Origin of the sequence: Rheinheimera sp. (assembly GCF_037442345.1) — a bacterium.
Classification (GTDB): domain Bacteria; phylum Pseudomonadota; class Gammaproteobacteria; order Enterobacterales; family Alteromonadaceae; genus Pararheinheimera.
In genome coordinates, this window is the sequence record NZ_JBBIQL010000001.1 from 25,781 (window position 1) to 43,873 (window position 18,093).

Here is an 18,093-nt window from a genome sequence, read left to right on the forward strand (position 1 = left end):
AACAAGTGATTTATTTTTAACCTCATACTACCAGGGCTAAAATTCCCCGCTTTGTTTATCAGGCTTTGCAGACATGCACCGTCACTTCTTCGCGGTCATGATACAGGTGTTTGGCCTGGAAACGCACCCGAAGTCCGGCGTCTTTCAGTTTGTGTTGCATCATCTCCAGCACTTCAGCCACAGTCTCATAACGTTTTTTCATCGGCAGTTTCAGGTTAAAAATACTTTCCTGGCACCAGCCGTTGATCAGCCAGTCGCAAACCAGTTCGCCCACTCGTTGTGGTTTTTCAATCATGTCACAAACCAGCCAGTACACGTTTTTCTTATCCGGTGTGTATTTAAAGCCATCGACCTGCAAATGCCGCACCTGACCTGTTTCCATCAGGCTGTCGGCCATCATGCCGTTATCAATGGCCACCACCATCATGCTGCGTTTCACCAGCTGATAAGTCCAGCCGCCCGGGCAGGCGCCTAAATCCACCGCGTTCATGCCGGACGCCAGCCGGGTTTCCCATTCATCCTTAGGGATAAACTGAATAAAAGCTTCCTCCAGCTTCAGTGTGCTGCGGCTTGGCGCTTCAGACGGAAACTTCAGCCGCATAATGCCGTTTTCCAGCGGGCTGTTGTTCTCGGGGTACGACATGCCCAAATAAGCTTCTTTACCCGACAACATAAAGAGGTGCAGTACCGGAGCCCTGTGGTTTTCTTTTTGCAGCAAGACACCACACTGGCGCAACGCCTGGCGCAGTGGCACTGTAAATTTGCGGGCCAGAGTCGACAGGGTTTTGCCGTCATTGGTTTCAGGGTATTCCACCCTGAGTTCGCCTAAATTACGCAGTTCAGCGCCCAGTGCAGCCTGTACTATGGCAGAAACCCGGTCAGCCGGGTCCAGCTCCAGTTTTTCGTCCACCAATAAACACCACTGGCGGGCAAAAATCAGCTTGTTAAAGTCGTAGTCCCGGTAAAAGGTAGCCAGACTGTCGCCGTCATAAGCTTCAAAAATGACAAAGGCACTGTTGTTGCTCAGCTTGCAAAACCCAGCCACTCCTTGCTGGCCTGCTTTGTCCTGGATTTCCGCCGCACATTCTTTTTCAAAACCGGCGCGGCAATAAAGTAATAGTTGTCTCATGTTATTTCCTGATCCAGGGGCTGAAAGCCAGCAACAGCCAGCTGATAATTAATAGTTGTCCGGACAGAGGCGCCAGCTGGCCCCAATGCAGGCTCCAGCTAAACACGCCACCGACTAAAGTAAACACAAAACCGCAGCAGCCTAAATGCAAGGCTATTGCAACAATACAGCTTAACCAGGGGCTTTGTTGCTGTAGCTTTTCGGCAGCACCAAGCGCCAATAAAGCCAGGCAATGCAAGGCCAGAATAAAACCAGCGCTGATCAGCACAGCGAGCTGGCCGCCCTGTAAAGTGGATTGCCACAGATGCATTAAGGCAGCGGCTCCCCCTACACAAAGGGCACCATATAAAGCCGCCAGGCTGGTATTAAGTTTCCAGAATAACGTCACTGATAAATCTCCTGCTGTGCTGTGCCGCTTGCTGCAGTAATAACTCTTGAGTCAGGCCACTGGATTTCAGCGGTTTAAAATCATGATCTGCACTTGGCAACCATTGCAGCTGTACTTGGGGCCAGTGCAACTCAGTCAGTTCAGCCAGAGTGCCAAAAGGGTCCCGTTCACCCTGCAGTACCAACACAGGCCGCTGCAACTTATCAAAATGTTCGGTGCGCCAGCTGTGCTTTTTCGGCGGATGAAAAGGATAGCCATAACAACAAACCGCTTTCACCTGTGCCGGCACCTCACCGGCACTGCCCGCACACAGCATAGTCACCACACGCCCGCCCATGGATTTACCCGCCAGCAGCAGAGGTAAATCTGTCGCCATAGCCGCCAGTTGCTGCTGCAGCTCCGCAATCAGCACCGGCATTTTCGGTGGCGGCCGCCTTTGCCCGGCCAGGCATTGCTGCATATAAGCAAAATTAAAGCCCCAAACCTCTATGCCCAGCAACGCCAGTTGCGCTGCCAGTTGCTGACAAAAGTCCGACTGCACCGGAGCACCGGCGCCATGACAAAGCAAGAGCCGGGCCTTGGGGTTTTCTGCGGCAGTTAAGAGTTGTGGCATCGGGCTGTCAGTCCGGCGTACTGTTATTAAAGTAGTGCTCGGCAAAATCCTGCTGGTCCAGCTCGACCTGTTTCGCTATCCACTGGCGGAAGGCGACGATTTTGCCAAGTTCAGTCTGGCTTTCGCGACACACCAGGTAATGTGAGTCTTTGCTGAGCAGCACATGGTTAAAAGGCACTATAAGCCGGCCTGAGTTAATATCCGGCCTGGCCATCACGTTATGTGCCAGCGCCACGCCCTGCCCGTGAATAGCCGCCTGCAACACCATAGCGGTATGGGAAAATATCGGTCCCTGGTTCACATTAAAGTTTTTTATGCCTTGCCCGACAAACCAGTCTTTCCAGGCCTGACGTGAACCGTCGTGCAACAAGGTATGAAACTTCAGATCCAACACCTCTTTTAATGGCTTGCCACTGGTCAGCAGCAAAGGCGAACAGACCGGCAACAGATACTCTGTATGCAGCTTGTCCGCATGCAAACCACGCCAGCTGCCACGGCCATAATAAATAGCGACGTCCACATCGTCGGTCAGCGAGCCTTCGTCCGAATCGACGGCTTTGATCCGCACATCAATATCGCTGTGCGCTTCGCTGAATTTACTTAAGCGTGGCACCAACCACTGTATGGCAAAACTCGGTTGCAGGCTGACAGTCAATGAGCCTTTGGCCCCACGGGCTAACAGCTTTTCGGTGGCTTCATGCAACTGGGAGAAAATTTCTTTGATGTCGAGGAAAAAGCTCTGGCCTTCTTCAGTCAGCAATAAAGAGCGGTTTTTTCGCATAAACAGCTTCAGTCCCAAATGGTCTTCTAAAGCTTTGATCTGATGACTGATAGCAGCCTGAGTGACAAACATTTCCTCTGCGGCTTTGGTAAAACTCAAATGCCGTGCCGCAGTTTCAAAAGCTTTCAGTGCATTCAAAGGAGGTAAGCGCCTTGCCATGGCTGGAGTCCTGAAGATTTTAATAAGTTTTTCTAATGGCAGTATAAATCAGAGCTGACAGGCTTCACCAGCTCTGTTTCAGAAAGGCAACACAGAGTCTCAGGTTTTTGGCACGTAGCCTTCAATATGCACGTCTGCACCTTCAAATAAAAACTGCTGCATCTGCTCTTCCAGCAATTTGCGGTGCTCCAGATTCATCATATTGAGCTTTTTTTCGTTAATCAGCATCACCTGCTTGGCTTGCCATAAAGCCCAGGCTTCTTTGCTGATATGGTCAAAAATCTTTTTGCCAAGCTCACCCGGATACAATTGAAAATCCAGCCCTGGCGCTTCTTTTTTCAGATAAACACAATAAACCTGACGTGACATGCTTCACCTCGCCTTAAAAATTTGCGCTAGTTTAAACCAGTGTGGGTGAAGCCCCAAGCGTTAATCAGCTTCGACCTGCAGCTTCTTGTCAATCCAGCTGCGAATAGGCGCTGGCAAACCAATAAGCTCCAGCTGCTTTTTGCTGTACCAGCTTTGTTCAGGTTTGGCTTCTGTGACGTCCAGCAGCCAGACTTTCGCTTCCAGCTTGTAATGTGAAAACACATGGTTAAATTCGCCCTGTAACACAGCTTCTGGTGCGTCATCAACCTGAGGCAGAGCCCACAAATCAGCCCAAATGCCGCTGGAAGGACGCTTTTCCAGCAGCAACAAACCTTGTTGTTCTACCCAAAGAAAATGCCCCTGTTTGACGGGCGTGACTTTTTTCGGTTTCGCTGTTGGCAATTCAGCCACCCGGTTTTGCTGATAAGCCAGGCATCCGGCCTGCAACGGACAGGCATGGCATGAGGGCTGACGGGGCTTACAGACAGTTGCCCCTAAGTCCAGCAAAGCCTGCGCAAAGCGGCGGTTGTGTTTCACTGGCGTTAACTGCTCCGCCAAAGCCCAGAGCTTTTTGTCAACGGCTGAACTGGTAGGCACACCTTCAATAGCAAACAAGCGACAAAATAGGCGCCGCACATTGCCATCCACTATCGGACCCCAGCTGTCGTAAGCAAAAGAGCGGATGGCGCCTGCTGTATAACGGCCTATGCCGGGAATTTGCAATAAATCAGCCAGTTCAAATGGAAAATCACCAAGCGCAGCTATAGTTTTGGCCGCCTTATGTAAATTGCGGGCTCTGGCGTAATACCCCAGCCCTTGCCACAAGGCCATCACCTGGTCGGTTTCCGCCTTGGCTAAATCTGTGACATCGGGAAATGCTGCCATCCAGCGTTCAAAATAAGGGATGACAGTGCTGACCTGGGTTTGCTGCAGCATCATTTCACTGACCAGCACCCGGTAAGGCGTGGGGTTTTGTTGCCAGGGCAATGTATGCCTTCCCTGGCTGGCCTGCCAGCTGATCATTTTTTCAGCCAATAAAGAAGGGGATTGTAAATACAGCGACACTCTTAGTTACCCATCAAATAAAACGCCGCCATTCTAACCGTAAAAGAGCTGCAGATGCGCGTGGTATTAGTTGAGCTGCCTGCACAGAATAAGGATAATACGCGGCCAATTTATAGCGGAGAGCCTTTGATGAGCGAACAGCAGCACCCAACCGACCAGCCTGAACAACCACAGGAAGAAAAATTCCTGCGTAAAATCAGAAGTTTTGTGCTGCGCGAAGGCCGGCTGACCAAAGGCCAGCAACGGAGTCTGGACCTGTTCTGGCCTACTATGGGCCTGCAGTATCAGACTGAGGCCTATAATTTTGAGCAAATTTTTGGCCGTCAGGCCCCTCTGGTGCTGGAAATCGGCTTTGGTATGGGCAAATCTTTGGTGCAAATGGCCAAAGAAGCGCCGGAAAAAGACTTTATCGGTATTGAAGTCCACAAGCCAGGTGTGGGTGCCTGCCTGGGTGAAGCCGAAACTCATGGTGTAAAAAATCTGCGTTTATTTGAGCATGACGCGGTAGAAATTCTTGAGCACTGTGTTGCAGACAATACACTGGACACAGTGCAGCTGTTTTTCCCGGATCCCTGGCATAAAAAGCGTCACCACAAACGCCGCATAGTGCAGCCTGAATTTGTTCAGTTACTGCGCCGCAAGTTAAAACCGGGCGGAGTCTTTCATATGGCCACCGACTGGGAAAATTATGCCGAACATATGCTGGAAGTGATGAGTAGCGCTGAAGGTTACCAGAACCAGTCAGCAACCAATGACTATGTGCCCCGCCCTGACCACAGACCTCTGACTAAATTTGAAAACCGCGGCGTGAACCTGGGCCACGGTGTCTGGGACCTGATGTTTAAAAAGGTGAACTGAGATGCTTGATAACAGCAGCCAGATGGTATTGCGCAACAGTGCTGATTTGAAAGGTACTGTACTGGTCATTGAGCCCCCAGCAGACCGTCTGGTCACTGAACTGGCCGCTTTGGGTATTCAGGCCCGCTGTTTTACCACCAATGCTGCTGTAGCTCATAACTGGCAAAGCCTGAGTGCTGACGCTGTGTATTTGGGCAAACTGCCAGATCAACACTTTGATTCGCTGCTGATTTTTCACCCCAAAAGCAAAGAACAGCTGCCAGCTTTGCTGCAGCAGCTGAAAGCTGTGGCCAAAGCTGACAGTCTGTGTTTTTTAGTTGGCGACAATAAAGGTGGTATCAAAAGCCTGCCGGCTTTAGCCGATAAAATCGGCGTAAAAGTGTACAAGCTGGATAACGCCAAACATTGCCTGTGGTTTGAACTGGATCATCTGTCTGAACTGCAGCCTGTCCCTACTGGTTTTTTGCAGTTTCAGCTAAAAAGCGGCAACACCGAATTTGTGGTGTGTTCCCAACCGGGCGTTTTTAACCACGGCAAACTGGATTTAGGCACCAGGCTTCTACTGGAGCATCTTGGTCATGTGCAAAAAGGCAAGGTGCTGGATTTTGGCTGTGGCGCAGGTATTGTCGGTGCTTACCTGAAGAAAAATCACAGCGCCATTGAGCTGGTGGCCAGCGACATCAGCACTCTGGCCGTGGAGTCCACAGAGGCGACACTGGCCGCCAATCAGTTGTCTGGTACTGTGCTTTGCGCCGATGGTTTTCCCGGCAAAACAGGCCTGTTCGACCATATAGTCAGTAATCCGCCTTTTCACACAGGGCTGAAAACGGATTACCAGATCAGTGAGCAGTTTTTCCAGAATGCCAGACAGCAACTGAAACCTGGCGGTAGCCTGACCTTGGTTGCCAATGTACATCTGCCTTATGCCGAACAACTGAAAAGCCTGTTTAATCAGGTAAAAGAACTTGGTCGGCGCGATGGTTTTGTGGTTTATTATTGTCAGTAACACCCAAAGCGGAAAGCACTGATGCGTTTCATTACCGCCTTACTGCTGTTGTTAAGTACCCAAAGCCTTGCCGCTGAATGTATTCAGGCGCCAAACCGTACTGAAGCCTGCCCCAATATGTTGTACCGCCTTGGTCAATTGCCGGGTATGGAAAAACCCGCAGTGCTTTGTATTTGTGCCACAGACTTTAAAAAATTTCTGACGGTTCCGGCAGATAAAGCCGATGCCCAGTTATTGCAGCTGAAAAAAATGCAGCTGGAAAGCGAGCTGGGCCAGCCGATAGACCCGATACTCGCGGTACTGAAAAGCCACTGACTATTCTGCCAGCACTATTTGTCTCGGATGAAAAGCGCCAAGGTATTCTTCCGGATGCTGCAAAAGCGCAGGGACCAGAAAGAGTTTTCCCGCCTCCACCCAATAAATAGCATTTTGTTTAAATCGTATTGCCAGGTCCACTGCTTTGGTTTTTTCACAGAGCACAGCCCAGCTTTTCTCCTGAAAAGACAGATCTGGCGAACAACCAATAATGGCGCGGTAAGGCAGGTTTAACTGATCAAGAAAATCGGCGAAGTGTTTGTCGAAAACTAAATTTTGGGAGGGGTTGTGCAGATCACCTGCGGGGTTCTGAGCGCTGATAATAGCAAAACTGATGTCCTGCCCCAGTCTCTGATGGCATAAAAACACACTACTTTTGTACTGATCCCATAAGTCCATGCGTTCACTCCTGTATCAGGCTGCAGTTACTATAAACTGCTTTTATTTTTTTGTCAGGGCTGGTAATCAGTTAGTTGCAATTGAGTGTAACTTCAATACTATAAAGCAAGGACGTACTGAAAATCGCGGATGGATCAATGAGTTCAGCGTTAAAAGCAACATCAATGAAAGGCGCGCTGATATGGGTGGTGATGTTAATTTGCAGCATTACCTTATGTGTGTCCCTGACCATCGCCACCTTGCAGGACATCAAAGCCGAAAAGAAAAATCTGTCCGAACAGCTGCATGCCTATGCCGCCATTATTGCCTTTAACGCTGTGGGTTCGTTGGAAATAGATGACCCAGAAGTGGAGGACAAACGCCTGGCCTCTTTCAGCGCCGAACCCCGTCTGAACAATATTCATATCTACAAACTACAGGACAATGGCGAGCTGACTTTTTTTGCCAGTTATAACAAAAGTGATATAGGCCCTTACCCCACCCAATTTGCCAAAGTAGAACAGTTGAAAAACACCTTACTAAGTGAAGGCGTGATGGAACTCAGTCAGGTGATTGAAAGTGACGGTAAACGACTGGGCTATGTTTACTTACGCGCCAGTCTGGATGAACTGAGCAATTATGTGCAAAACCGCGTACTGTTCGACATTCTGATCGCACTTTGCTCACTGATTGGCGCTTTTATTCTGGCTATCCGGTTACAAAACCGCTTTACCCAACCCATATACAGTTTATTGTCGCTGGTGCAGAAAGTGTCCAAAGACAAGGATTATCATGTACGGGCACCCGCCATGGAGATTATCGAATTTCATAACCTGGGCCGGGCCGTGAATACCATGCTGGATCGCACCGAGCAACAAATTAACAAACTGCAGGGGGCTGAATCGGAAATACGTCAGTTGAACCAGGATCTGGAGCATAAAATCAACGAACGTACTCTGGCACTGAAAAGTTCTAATCAGGACCTGCTGAACACTTTGTCTACGCTTCACCAGTACCAGAATCAAATTGTTGAGACCGAAAAAATGGCCAGTCTGGGTCAGATGGTGGCCGGGGTTGCCCATGAAGTAAATACCCCTATTGGTCTGGGTGTCACAGCTTCCACCCTGATGCAGGACAAACTGCAGGAAATCCAGCGCGCCTTTGATGATAAAAAACTGACATCCAGCCAGCTGGCGAAATTTTTATCCGACAGTAACGAAAATCTTGGCATTATTTACCGTAATCTGGAACGCGCCGCGAACCTCATTCGTAGTTTTAAACAAGTGGCTGTAGACCAGTCCAATGACAACAGACGTGTCTTCAATATGTCGCAGCTATTAAACGAAGTACTGTTGTCACTGCGGCCCAACCTGAAAAAAACGCAACATCAGGTACAGATCGAATGTGATGAACACCTGGAGTTTGAAAGCAAACCCGGCCCCATCAGCCAGATCTTAATTAACCTGATTATGAACAGCCTGATCCACGCCTTTGAGCAAACAGAACAAGGGCAAATTTCTGTCAGTGTCACTCTGGCCAACAGCCGCTGCTATCTGCATTACAAAGACAATGGTTGCGGTGTACCTGAGAATATCAAAAAACGTATTTTTGACCCCTTCGTCACCACCAAACGCGGCGAAGGTGGCAGCGGTTTAGGTATGCACCTGGTCTATAACCTGGTGACTCAGGCTCTCAATGGTAAAATTCAGCTCGACAGCACTTTGGGTCAAGGTATTGATATTCACATAGATTTTCCAGTTATACCCAAATAGCAAAAAAGTATTTCCTTTTCCAGAATGGAAGACCAGGCGATTTGTTAACAAATTAACTTGTTAACAAATGTAGCGCTCTATATAATTGCGCAGACATTTGTTATGGGTAGACACCCAGTAATTTATTTTAAATTCAAAAACTTAAATACAATTTAATAAGGTTTTAGCACAATGCAGACTCCTGTGATTCTGATCGTTGAAGACGAGGAAGTAACTCGCCTGAATCTGGTAAGCCTGTTTCAGGGCGAAGGCTATCAAGTGCTGGAAGCAATCAACGGCGAAGAAATGAACCAGCAACTGTCAGAACAGAAAGTGGATCTGATCGTGATGGACATTAACCTGCCAGGCAAAAACGGTTTAATTCTGGCACGTGAATTACGTCAGAAAGAGAACCTTGGCCTGATCTTTCTGACCGGCCGGGACAGTGAAGTCGATCGCATTTTGGGTCTGGAAATTGGTGCAGACGATTACCTGACCAAACCTTTTAATCCGCGTGAACTGACCATTCGTGCCCGCAATTTATTAAACCGCACCGTAAATCAACCGGTCGCTGAAGAACATAAAAGCGTGGTACGTTTTAACGGTTGGGTCATGGATGAAAACAGCCGTAACCTGACTTCACCTACCGGCGAATCCCGTCGTTTGCCAAAGGGTGAATACCGCGCTTTGCGTCTGATGCTGGACAGCCCAGGCAAAATTTTTACCCGGGAACAACTGATCCGTCATATGACAGGCCGTGAACTGCGCCCAAACGACCGCACAGTGGATGTAACTATCCGCCGTATTCGTAAGCATTTTGAATCAGAGCAGGATTGCCCGGAGCTGATCAGCACCATTCACGGTGAAGGTTACCGCTTTGTCGGTAAGCTGGAAAAATAATTCAGCCAGCGTGCAGATACTCTTCCAGAGCGGCCAGGTGCCGCTCTATTGTTAAGTGAAAGTCCACCAGCTGCTTTTCCATCCCCTGCCACTGCACATTGTCGTCAGTTTCAAGCTGTTTAGCCTGCTGCTGCACCCACAGCAACCCGACAGAGGAGGCAGCACCTTTGAGTTTATGTGCCGCATCCCGAAACTCCTGTTCCTGCTTCTGCACCGCAGCTTCAATCATCTTATTGATATAACCCGGCATCAGTTGGGCAAACAGCTGCACACTGCGTTGCATCGTTTGCACCCCTAATGACTGCAGGTAATCATCCAGCGTTGCCAGGTCAAGAATGTCTGAACTTCGTGGGGGTTTTAGCTGAGCACTGCTGCCAGTGCCGGAGCCAAATAACTCGTTAAGCAGCTGATCCAGCTTATTGGTATTAATAGGTTTAGCCAGGGAGCCTTCAATGCGGATGCCACTTAGTTGCTCCTGAGCTTTGCGCACATTGGCACTGAGTATCACAACAGGCAACTCAGCCAGCTGAGGTTCTGAGCGGATATAGCGGGCTATTTCATCGCCGGTCATATCCGGCAATTGCATATCCAGCAGCACTAAATCCAAATCGTCTTCGGTGTCCAGCAGCGCCATCGCATCTTCACCGGTTTCGGCCAGCACCACCTGATGACCACGTTGCTCCAACAGATTGATGGCAATCTCAGCGTTCAGCGGCACATCTTCGACCAGCAGTACTGTCAGTGCCGGATGCAAAGGCAAACTTTCAGGTTGAGGTGGCGCCAACAATTGCGTGGGCAGCCTGACAGTAAAGCAACTGCCCGCGCCGGTTTGGCTTTGCAGGCTGATGCTGCCGTCCATCGCTTCCACCAATGAACGGGACACCGACAATCCAATACCTGACCCCACCATACTTAAGCGACGGCCGTCGCTGGATTTATAGTACATATCAAAGATGCGTTGCTGCTCGGCTTCAGCCACACCAATACCGGTATCCCGCACATGGAACACCAGTTCAGAATTTTGCTCTGCCACAAACTCAACTTCCAGCTTCACCTGCCCCCTGGCAGTGAATTTCACGGCATTATTCAACAGGTTCCACAGCACCTGCCGCACCCGCGTAGGATCGAGTTTGACGTAACAGTCGGCAGAAAACTCGTCAGGTCCAATAAACTCCAGCTCCTTTTGCTGACAGATCAGGCTGGCAAAGTTACAGATATCACGGACAAAAGCCCCCAGCTGCACGCTTTGATACAAAATATCCAGGTCCTGCCGGTCAATTTTGTCCAGGTCGATAATGTCATTGAATATATTGCCGAGTGTCTCAGCACTGCTGAAGATGGTATTGCTCCAGCTGCGTTGCTCATTGCTTAACTGAGTTTCCAGCAGGCGCCGGCTTAAACCGACAATGCCGTTTAACGGTGTGCGCAACTCGTGGCTTAAGGTGGCAATAAATTTGCCTTTGTCCTGATAAGCTTTTTCCAGCGCCTGCTCGGCCAGCTTACGTGAAGTAATATCACGGCCAAAGCCCAGTAACCCTATATAACGGCTTTGTTTATCGAAAAAAGGAACTTTGCGCATTTCAAACCACATCAGCCGGCCATCCGGGGTTTTGTATTCCACGTCCAGTGTCATCGCCGTACGGCTCATGGTGAGCTCCTGATCGGTCAGGATGGCGCTTGGCATAGTGTCGGCGTCAAACAATTCGGCCGGATAATGGCCTATCAGCTCTTTTGCCGATTTGCCCATCAGCACTTCAAACATTTTATTGCAACTGACAATACGCCCGGTTTCGTCGCGGTAATAAAACAAATCCGGCGAGCTGTCGACAATAGAGCGCATCAGTAAACTCTGCTCTTCCAGCTCTTGCTGGGTTTTTCGGCGCCAGGCGATTTCACGGCGCAGCTCGTCAACGGCTCGGCGTTTAGCCTGGAAGGCTTTTTTCCGCTCTTCAATTTCGAAGTTCAGTTGCCGGATGGTTTCCTGCATATTCTGATTCAACAAGCGCTCCTGTCGAATGGAGTCCTGCAGGTAAAACAAGGCTTCGTCCAGGTGATGCACCAGATAAAAACAGATCAGAATAAATACCGGCGAGCTGGTCAGCGAAAATAACAAAGCCCCCAGCACCAGAGGCCAGAGTACGACTTCATACAGCAGCAGGCTGTAGGCACCCGCCAGAACCCCGGTAACCGCCTGTAATAAAATGAAGCAAAGGAAAAAACACTGCACCCAGCCCCACTGCTTCAGGTAACTGGCCAATTTCCGGATCACAGGATGAACACTGTGTTGCATGCGAGCCTTTTGGGTTGCAGAAAAACATCGTCAGTCTGCCAAAAACAGATCTGCTTGTCGCCATCATTTTGGGCCAGCAGGCCGAAAGTTCCGCCAATAACTTGAATTCAGTACTGGCGAGCCCAATCTAGCGAATAACTGAGCAAAACACTCAGGTATTCGTTTTTTTCGTTTAAGCCATTCGAAAAAAATCAGCCTAGGCCGCACAAGTTTTATACAGGCCCATACAGAAAAATATGGTATAAAGTGCGCCAATTTTTAAGGCAGCCCGTATAGCACAGGGTTGTATAAAAACGGACATTGGAGTTTTCATGCCGAGCATAATGCCAGACGTAGCCAACCATGCCTCTGCCAGTTACGAAAGTACACTGGATTGGGTTGGGATGAGCCAGATTGAACTGCCCCTGATGTTCGCCGTCGCCGGCGAAGCACCACGTCAGGTCAGCAGCAAAGTAGAAGCTTTTGTGAACCTGAAGGATCCAAAAGCCAAAGGCATTCATATGTCACGGCTTTATCTGTTATTGGATCAGTTGTCCAATGAATCCAGTCTGAGTTTTCACACCTTAAGCCAGTTGCTGAGCGATTTTATCAGCAGCCATGAAGAGCTGAGCACTCATGCGTTTGTGAAGTTCGACTTTGACCTGCATCTGCGCCGAAAAGCCTTAATCACAGAAAAACAGGGCTGGAAAGCTTACCCTGTGACTATTGTTGGTCAACGCAAAGACGGTAAGGTATCAGTGGAGCTGAAGGTCAATGTGCCTTATTCATCCACTTGTCCCTGTTCAGCCGCTCTGGCCCGTCAGTTAATTCAGGAAGCTTTTGTCAGCAAGTTTGCCGGCCATAAAGAAGTCAGTATGGAACTGGTCAAAGACTGGCTGGGCACCACTCAGGGTATAGTGGCCACACCACACAGCCAGCGCTCCGTTGCCGAAGTCAAAGTGAAACTGAACCACAGAGTGACCGACTTCCCGGTCATTGCGCTGATTGATGCCATTGAAGATGCATTGCAAACACCGGTTCAGGCTGCAGTTAAACGCGCTGATGAACAGGAATTTGCCCGCCTAAACGGACAGAACCTGATGTTCTGTGAAGATGCAGCCCGTCGTTTAAAACAGGCACTGAACACCCTGACCGAATTTGACGATTTCTGGTTGCGGGTGAATCACTATGAATCTCTGCATGCCCATGATGCTGTTGCAGTCACAGTGAAAGGTGTGGCGTCAGGTTACGTCGCATAAGTTCCGCATAAAAAATATCTCTTCAGTTACAAAAAAGGCCGGTCTTGCCGGCCTTTTTTCTGTCTTTTCTGGCAATTCCGGCCAAAAAAACTAAATTTCATGTAATTAAATTACAAAAAACCCTTTGTCGATCCTGCGGTCTAATGGCCTGGGCAGTGCGGCAAATCTGTCTTGCAATTTGCAGGAAATCTCGGTATATCTAAAAGGCATTTTTATGGATAGACGTCTAAACGGCATAAAAATGCAGCCCAAAGGTCAGCAAACTGCATGAAAGCATAAATGTTGTTTTCTTTCAGTGATAAAAACGCCACACATAAGAATAATAATTCACTATTTATAAATTTATATTTACTTTTGGACAGGTTGGAGGAAGGGTCATGGCGTTGTATCACCACAGTCAGGCGAGAGAGAACTGTGGCTTTGGTCTGATCGCCCATTTAGAAGGCGTCGCCAGCCACCGTATTGTGAGAACTGCGATCAGCGGCTTAGACCGGATGCAGCACAGAGGTGGAATTTCAGCGGATGGGAAAACAGGTGATGGTTGTGGCCTGTTAATGCAAAAGCCAGACAGCTTTTTCCGCGCTATTGCGGACGAACAAGGCTGGAGTTTAGGCACTAAATATGGGGTGGGTATTATTTTCTTCAGCCAGGACCCGGTGAAAGCCGAACTGGCACGGGCCATTATTGAGCAGGAAATTACCCGTGAAACCCTGACCTTAGTCGGCTGGCGTGAGATGCCGGTTGATGCATCGGTGTTAGGTGAGCTGGCCCTTGACTCCATGCCACAGATTAAACAGGTCTTTGTCAGCGCCCAGCCAGGCTGGGGCGACCACGACTTAGAGCGCCGCCTTTATATGGTTCGCCGTCGGATCGAAAAACAACTGACCGACGACAAAGACTTTTATATTCCCAGTTTCTCTTCATTGGTCACTGTATTTAAAGGCCTGATGATGCCGGCTGATTTGCCGCGTTTTTATCTGGATCTGGCCGATGTGCGGATGGAAACCTCTATTTGTGTGTTCCACCAGCGCTTTTCCACCAACACCATGCCACGCTGGGCTCTGGCGCAGCCTTTCCGTTTCCTGGCACACAATGGTGAAATCAATACCATTACCGGCAACCGGCAGTGGGCGCGTGCCCGGCAGTATAAATTCGCCTCGCCATTGCTGCCTGACTTACAGACAGCCGCACCTTTTGTCAGTCAAAGCGGCTCGGATTCCAGCTCATTGGATAATATGCTGGAGCTGTTGCTGGCCGGTGGCATGGATTTATTCCGAGCCATGCGTTTATTGGTTCCGCCAGCCTGGCAAGGCCATAAGGTGATGGACGATAACCTCAAAGCCTTCTACGAATTTAACTCCATGCATATGGAGCCCTGGGACGGGCCGGCCGGTATCGTGATGACCAATGGTAAACATGTCGCCTGTAACCTGGACCGCAACGGCCTGCGTCCGGCCCGCTTTGTGATTACCAAAGATAAACTGATCACGCTGGCTTCTGAAGTTGGCATTTGGGATTACACACCAGATGAAGTGCAGGAAAAAGGCCGTGTTGGCCCGGGCGAGATGCTGGCAGTGGACACGTCAACAGGCAAAATCTGGCGCTCTGAAGAAATCGACGCCGACCTGATGCACCGCCATCCGTACCGTAAGTGGTTGTCTGCCAACGTGCAGCGCCTGGTGCCGTACGAGCAGTTTGACAGTGACCTGATTGGCAAACGTGTGTTCAGCGACGACGAAATGCTGGTGTACCACAAGCTGTTTAACTACAGCTATGAAGAAATTGAGCAGGTGATCAGTGTGTTGGCCAAAGACGGCCAGGAAGCTGTGGGTTCTATGGGCGACGACACGCCAATGGCCGTGCTGTCGCAGAAAACCCGCACCTTTTACGATTATTTCCGCCAGCAATTTGCTCAGGTCACCAACCCGCCTATAGATCCGCTGCGCGAAGCCCATGTGATGTCACTGGCGACCAGTATTGGCCGCGAGCACAATGTGTTCAGCGAAACAGCAGGTTACGCCCGCCGTATTCAGTTTGAATCGCCGGTGATGATGTACAGCGATTTAAAACAGCTGAAAACTGCCGACGAAAAATACTACAAGCACCATATTATTTCGCTGAACTTTGACCCCAGCGAAGAAAGCCTGGAACAGGCCACCCGTCGCATTTGCCATGAGGCGGTGCGGGTGGTGCGTGACGACAAAATTGTGCTGGTGATCCTGACCGATCGTCGCATCGCTCAGGGCTTAATCCCTATTCCGGCGGCGATGGCGGTGGGTGCTGTGCATCATGCGCTGGTGGATAACCAGCTGCGCTGTGACTCCAACATTATTATCGAAACAGCGTCGGCCCGTGACCCGCACCACTTTGCCGTGCTGGTGGGGTTAGGCGCGACTGGCATTTACCCCTTTATGGTGTACGAGACCATTGAACAGCTGGTGGAAAAAGGCAGCTTAGCCCTGACGGCCCGTCAGGCGGTGCTGAACTACCGCAAAGGCATCAATAAAGGTCTGTACAAAATTATGTCGAAAATGGGGATTTCGACTGTGGCCAGCTACCGCTGCTCTAACCTGTTTGAAGCGGTCGGTATTAATAAAAACGTGATGCAGCTGTGCTTCCCTGATATGCCATCCCGTATTCAGGGGGCCGATTTCGCAGACTTCCAGCAGGATTTGCAAAACCGTGCCAACAGCGCCTGGCTGAAACGCAAACCACTGACCCACGGTGGTTTACTGAAATATGTGCACGACGGTGAATACCACGCCTATAACCCGGATGTGGTGCAAAGCCTGCAAAAAGCCGTGCGCTCTGGTAAATACGCCGATTACAAAGTCTATTCCGACTTCGTCAATCAGCGTCCGGTGGCGCATTTACGTGATTTGTTTGAGCTCAATACCAGCGGAGTTACCCCTGTTGCAGTGGAGCAAGTGGAAGCGCCAGAACAGATGTACCCCCGTTTTGACAGTGCGGCCATGTCGATTGGCGCCTTAAGCCCGGAAGCACATGAGGCCCTGGCTATTGCGATGAACCGCCTGGGCGGGCGCTCGAACTCAGGTGAAGGTGGTGAAGACCCTCGCCGCTTTGGTACTGAGAAAAACAGCAAAATCAAACAGGTCGCCTCTGGCCGTTTTGGTGTCACCCCCCATTATCTGGTCAATGCTGAAGTGATTCAGATCAAAGTTGCGCAAGGCGCCAAGCCAGGCGAAGGCGGTCAGCTGCCCGGTGAAAAAGTCACCGCAGAAATTGCCCGGCTGCGTTATTCAGTGCCAGGTGTCACGCTGATATCGCCACCGCCACACCATGATATTTATTCCATTGAAGATTTGGCCCAGCTGATTTTCGATTTAAAACAGGTGAACCCGGACGCTCTGGTGTCAGTGAAACTGGTATCTGAACCTGGTGTAGGTACTATTGCCACCGGGGTCGCCAAAGCTTATGCCGACTTAATTACCGTGTCCGGTTACGACGGCGGCACGGGCGCCAGCCCGCTCACCTCAGTTAAATACGCCGGTTCGCCCTGGGAGTTAGGTTTGGCTGAAGTGCATCAGGCCTTAGTCGACAACGGCCTGCGTGACAGAGTGCGGCTGCAGGTGGACGGTGGTCTGAAAACTGGCCTGGATGTGGTCAAAGCCGCCATTTTAGGTGCGGAAAGCTTTGGTTTTGGCACTGGCCCTATGGTGGCTTTAGGCTGTAAGTTCCTGCGCATCTGTCATCTGAATAACTGCGCCACGGGCGTCGCAACTCAGGATGCGACACTGCGCCGTGACCACTTTAACGGCTTGCCGGAAATGGTGATGAACTACTTTAAGTTCTTATCACAGGAAGTGCGCGAGCTGATGGCTGAGCTGGGCGTGACCCAACTGACTGATCTGATTGGCCGCACTGACTTATTGTCCGTGCGTGAAGGACAAACCCAGAAACAGCTGAAACTGGATTTAAGCCCTATTCTGCAGTCTTCTGGCGTGCGTTCAGACAAACCGCTCTACTGTGTGCAGAACAATACGCCATTCGACCCGGGTGCTTTGAACCAGTTGTTGGTTGAGCGCTGCAAAGACATGGTGTTGCATAAAACCGGTGGCCGCTTAAACCTGGCCATCCGTAATACGGACCGCTCTGTCGGTGCTGCGTTGTCGGGTTTAATTGCCCGTCATCATGGCAACCAGGGCATGGCGACCGACCCTATCCAAGTGCAGTTTAACGGCACTGCCGGCCAAAGCTTTGGTGTCTGGAACGCCGGTGGTTTGCATTTGTCCCTGCAAGGCGATGCGAACGACTATGTCGGTAAAGGCATGACAGGCGGCCAGCTGGCGATTTACCCGCCCAAAGGCGTCAGCTACTCAAAAGACGACGCCACCATAGCCGGCAATACCTGTTTATATGGCGCCACAGGTGGCCGTCTGTATTTGGCAGGCCGCGCCGGTGAGCGTTTTGGCGTGCGTAACTCCGGTGCCATTGCCGTGGTGGAAGGCACAGGCGATAACTGCTGTGAATACATGACAGGCGGCGTGGTGCTGGTATTGGGCCAGACCGGCGTGAACTTCGGGGCCGGTATGACAGGTGGTTTTGCGTATTTATTAGATGAACAGGACGATTTGTGTCTGAGGGTAAACCCTGAACTGGTGGAAACGCTGGATGTCAGCATGCCTATTCTGCAGGAACACCTGCGCAGCCTGCTGCACCAGCATGTGGAAGCCACAGGCAGTGAGAAAGCGCACCGCATCCTCACTGAGTTCAGTCACTATTTACCTAAATTCAAGCTGGTGAAACCAAAAACCAGCGATGTAAACACCTTGCTGGGTCACCGTGCGCGCTCGTCTGACGAGTTGCGGGTGCAGGCGATGTAAGGAGCACTC

The 18,093-nt window shown here is 50.3% G+C and carries 15 protein-coding genes; 7 read left to right on the forward strand and 8 right to left on the reverse strand.

The window, feature by feature from the left end; genetic code table 11:
* Positions 1-58: 58 nt before the first annotated feature.
* The 6 genes from rlmM to mutY form a co-directional block, all read right to left on the reverse strand.
* Positions 59-1,129 (reverse strand): 23S rRNA (cytidine(2498)-2'-O)-methyltransferase RlmM, encoded by a 1,071-nt coding sequence (rlmM, locus tag WKJ04_RS00115; RefSeq protein ID WP_337878559.1) that lies wholly within the window; start codon positions 1,127-1,129, stop codon positions 59-61.
* Between the two features lies 1 nt (position 1,130).
* A complete protein-coding gene (locus WKJ04_RS00120) occupies positions 1,131-1,517 on the reverse strand; it encodes a hypothetical protein (RefSeq protein WP_337878560.1) in 387 nt (128 codons plus the stop codon).
* Entirely contained in the window at positions 1,495-2,130 is a 636-nt protein-coding gene (locus WKJ04_RS00125; protein WP_337878561.1) for an alpha/beta family hydrolase, read from the reverse strand. The genes WKJ04_RS00120 and WKJ04_RS00125 overlap by 23 nt, the downstream gene beginning before the upstream one ends.
* Before the next feature lie 7 nt (positions 2,131-2,137).
* Positions 2,138-3,070, reverse strand: coding sequence for a transcriptional regulator GcvA (locus WKJ04_RS00130; protein ID WP_337878562.1), 933 nt, complete (start codon positions 3,068-3,070; stop codon positions 2,138-2,140).
* Between the two features lie 99 nt (positions 3,071-3,169).
* Complete coding sequence (locus WKJ04_RS00135) at positions 3,170-3,439, reverse strand: oxidative damage protection protein (protein ID WP_337878563.1); 270 nt, start codon at positions 3,437-3,439, stop codon at positions 3,170-3,172.
* Positions 3,440-3,499: 60 nt separating this feature from the next.
* Entirely contained in the window at positions 3,500-4,504 is a 1,005-nt protein-coding gene (gene mutY / locus WKJ04_RS00140) for an A/G-specific adenine glycosylase (protein ID WP_337878564.1), read from the reverse strand.
* Positions 4,505-4,633: 129 nt separating this feature from the next.
* Between mutY and trmB the strand changes: the two genes are divergently transcribed.
* Genes trmB through WKJ04_RS00155 form a run of 3 tightly spaced genes read left to right on the forward strand, consistent with a single transcriptional unit; the run spans position 4,634 to position 6,683 of the window.
* Positions 4,634-5,362 (forward strand): tRNA (guanosine(46)-N7)-methyltransferase TrmB, encoded by a 729-nt coding sequence (gene trmB / locus WKJ04_RS00145; RefSeq protein ID WP_337878565.1) that lies wholly within the window; start codon positions 4,634-4,636, stop codon positions 5,360-5,362.
* A 1-nt stretch (position 5,363) separates the two neighbouring features.
* The gene (locus WKJ04_RS00150) at positions 5,364-6,368 is read left to right on the forward strand and encodes a class I SAM-dependent methyltransferase (protein ID WP_337878566.1); all 1,005 of its coding nucleotides are present in this window, start codon (positions 5,364-5,366) and stop codon (positions 6,366-6,368) included.
* A gap of 21 nt (positions 6,369-6,389) precedes the next feature.
* Positions 6,390-6,683: a hypothetical protein gene (locus tag WKJ04_RS00155; protein WP_337840700.1), complete on the forward strand. Its 294-nt coding sequence runs from the start codon at positions 6,390-6,392 to the stop codon at positions 6,681-6,683.
* Here WKJ04_RS00155 and WKJ04_RS00160 read toward each other — a convergent pair whose 3' ends face one another.
* Complete coding sequence (locus tag WKJ04_RS00160; protein ID WP_337840701.1) at positions 6,684-7,082, reverse strand: DUF3293 domain-containing protein; 399 nt, start codon at positions 7,080-7,082, stop codon at positions 6,684-6,686. It abuts the gene before it with no gap.
* A gap of 137 nt (positions 7,083-7,219) precedes the next feature.
* On the opposite strand from WKJ04_RS00160, the gene WKJ04_RS00165 reads away from it, so the two are divergent.
* Positions 7,220-8,833 (forward strand): ATP-binding protein, encoded by a 1,614-nt coding sequence (locus WKJ04_RS00165; RefSeq protein ID WP_337878567.1) that lies wholly within the window; start codon positions 7,220-7,222, stop codon positions 8,831-8,833.
* Positions 8,834-9,004: 171 nt separating this feature from the next.
* Entirely contained in the window at positions 9,005-9,712 is a 708-nt protein-coding gene (arcA, locus tag WKJ04_RS00170; RefSeq protein ID WP_337840703.1) for a two-component system response regulator ArcA, read from the forward strand.
* A 1-nt stretch (position 9,713) separates the two neighbouring features.
* On the opposite strand, the gene WKJ04_RS00175 is transcribed toward arcA, so the two are convergent.
* A complete protein-coding gene (locus WKJ04_RS00175) occupies positions 9,714-12,002 on the reverse strand; it encodes an ATP-binding protein (protein WP_337878568.1) in 2,289 nt (762 codons plus the stop codon).
* Positions 12,003-12,313: 311 nt separating this feature from the next.
* On the opposite strand from WKJ04_RS00175, the gene folE2 reads away from it, so the two are divergent.
* On the forward strand, positions 12,314-13,240 hold the full coding sequence (gene folE2 / locus WKJ04_RS00180) for a GTP cyclohydrolase FolE2 (RefSeq protein ID WP_337878569.1): 927 nt from the start codon (positions 12,314-12,316) through the stop codon (positions 13,238-13,240).
* Positions 13,241-13,617: 377 nt separating this feature from the next.
* Complete coding sequence (gene gltB / locus WKJ04_RS00185; protein ID WP_337878570.1) at positions 13,618-18,084, forward strand: glutamate synthase large subunit; 4,467 nt, start codon at positions 13,618-13,620, stop codon at positions 18,082-18,084.
* The last annotated feature ends 9 nt before the right edge of the window (positions 18,085-18,093 follow it).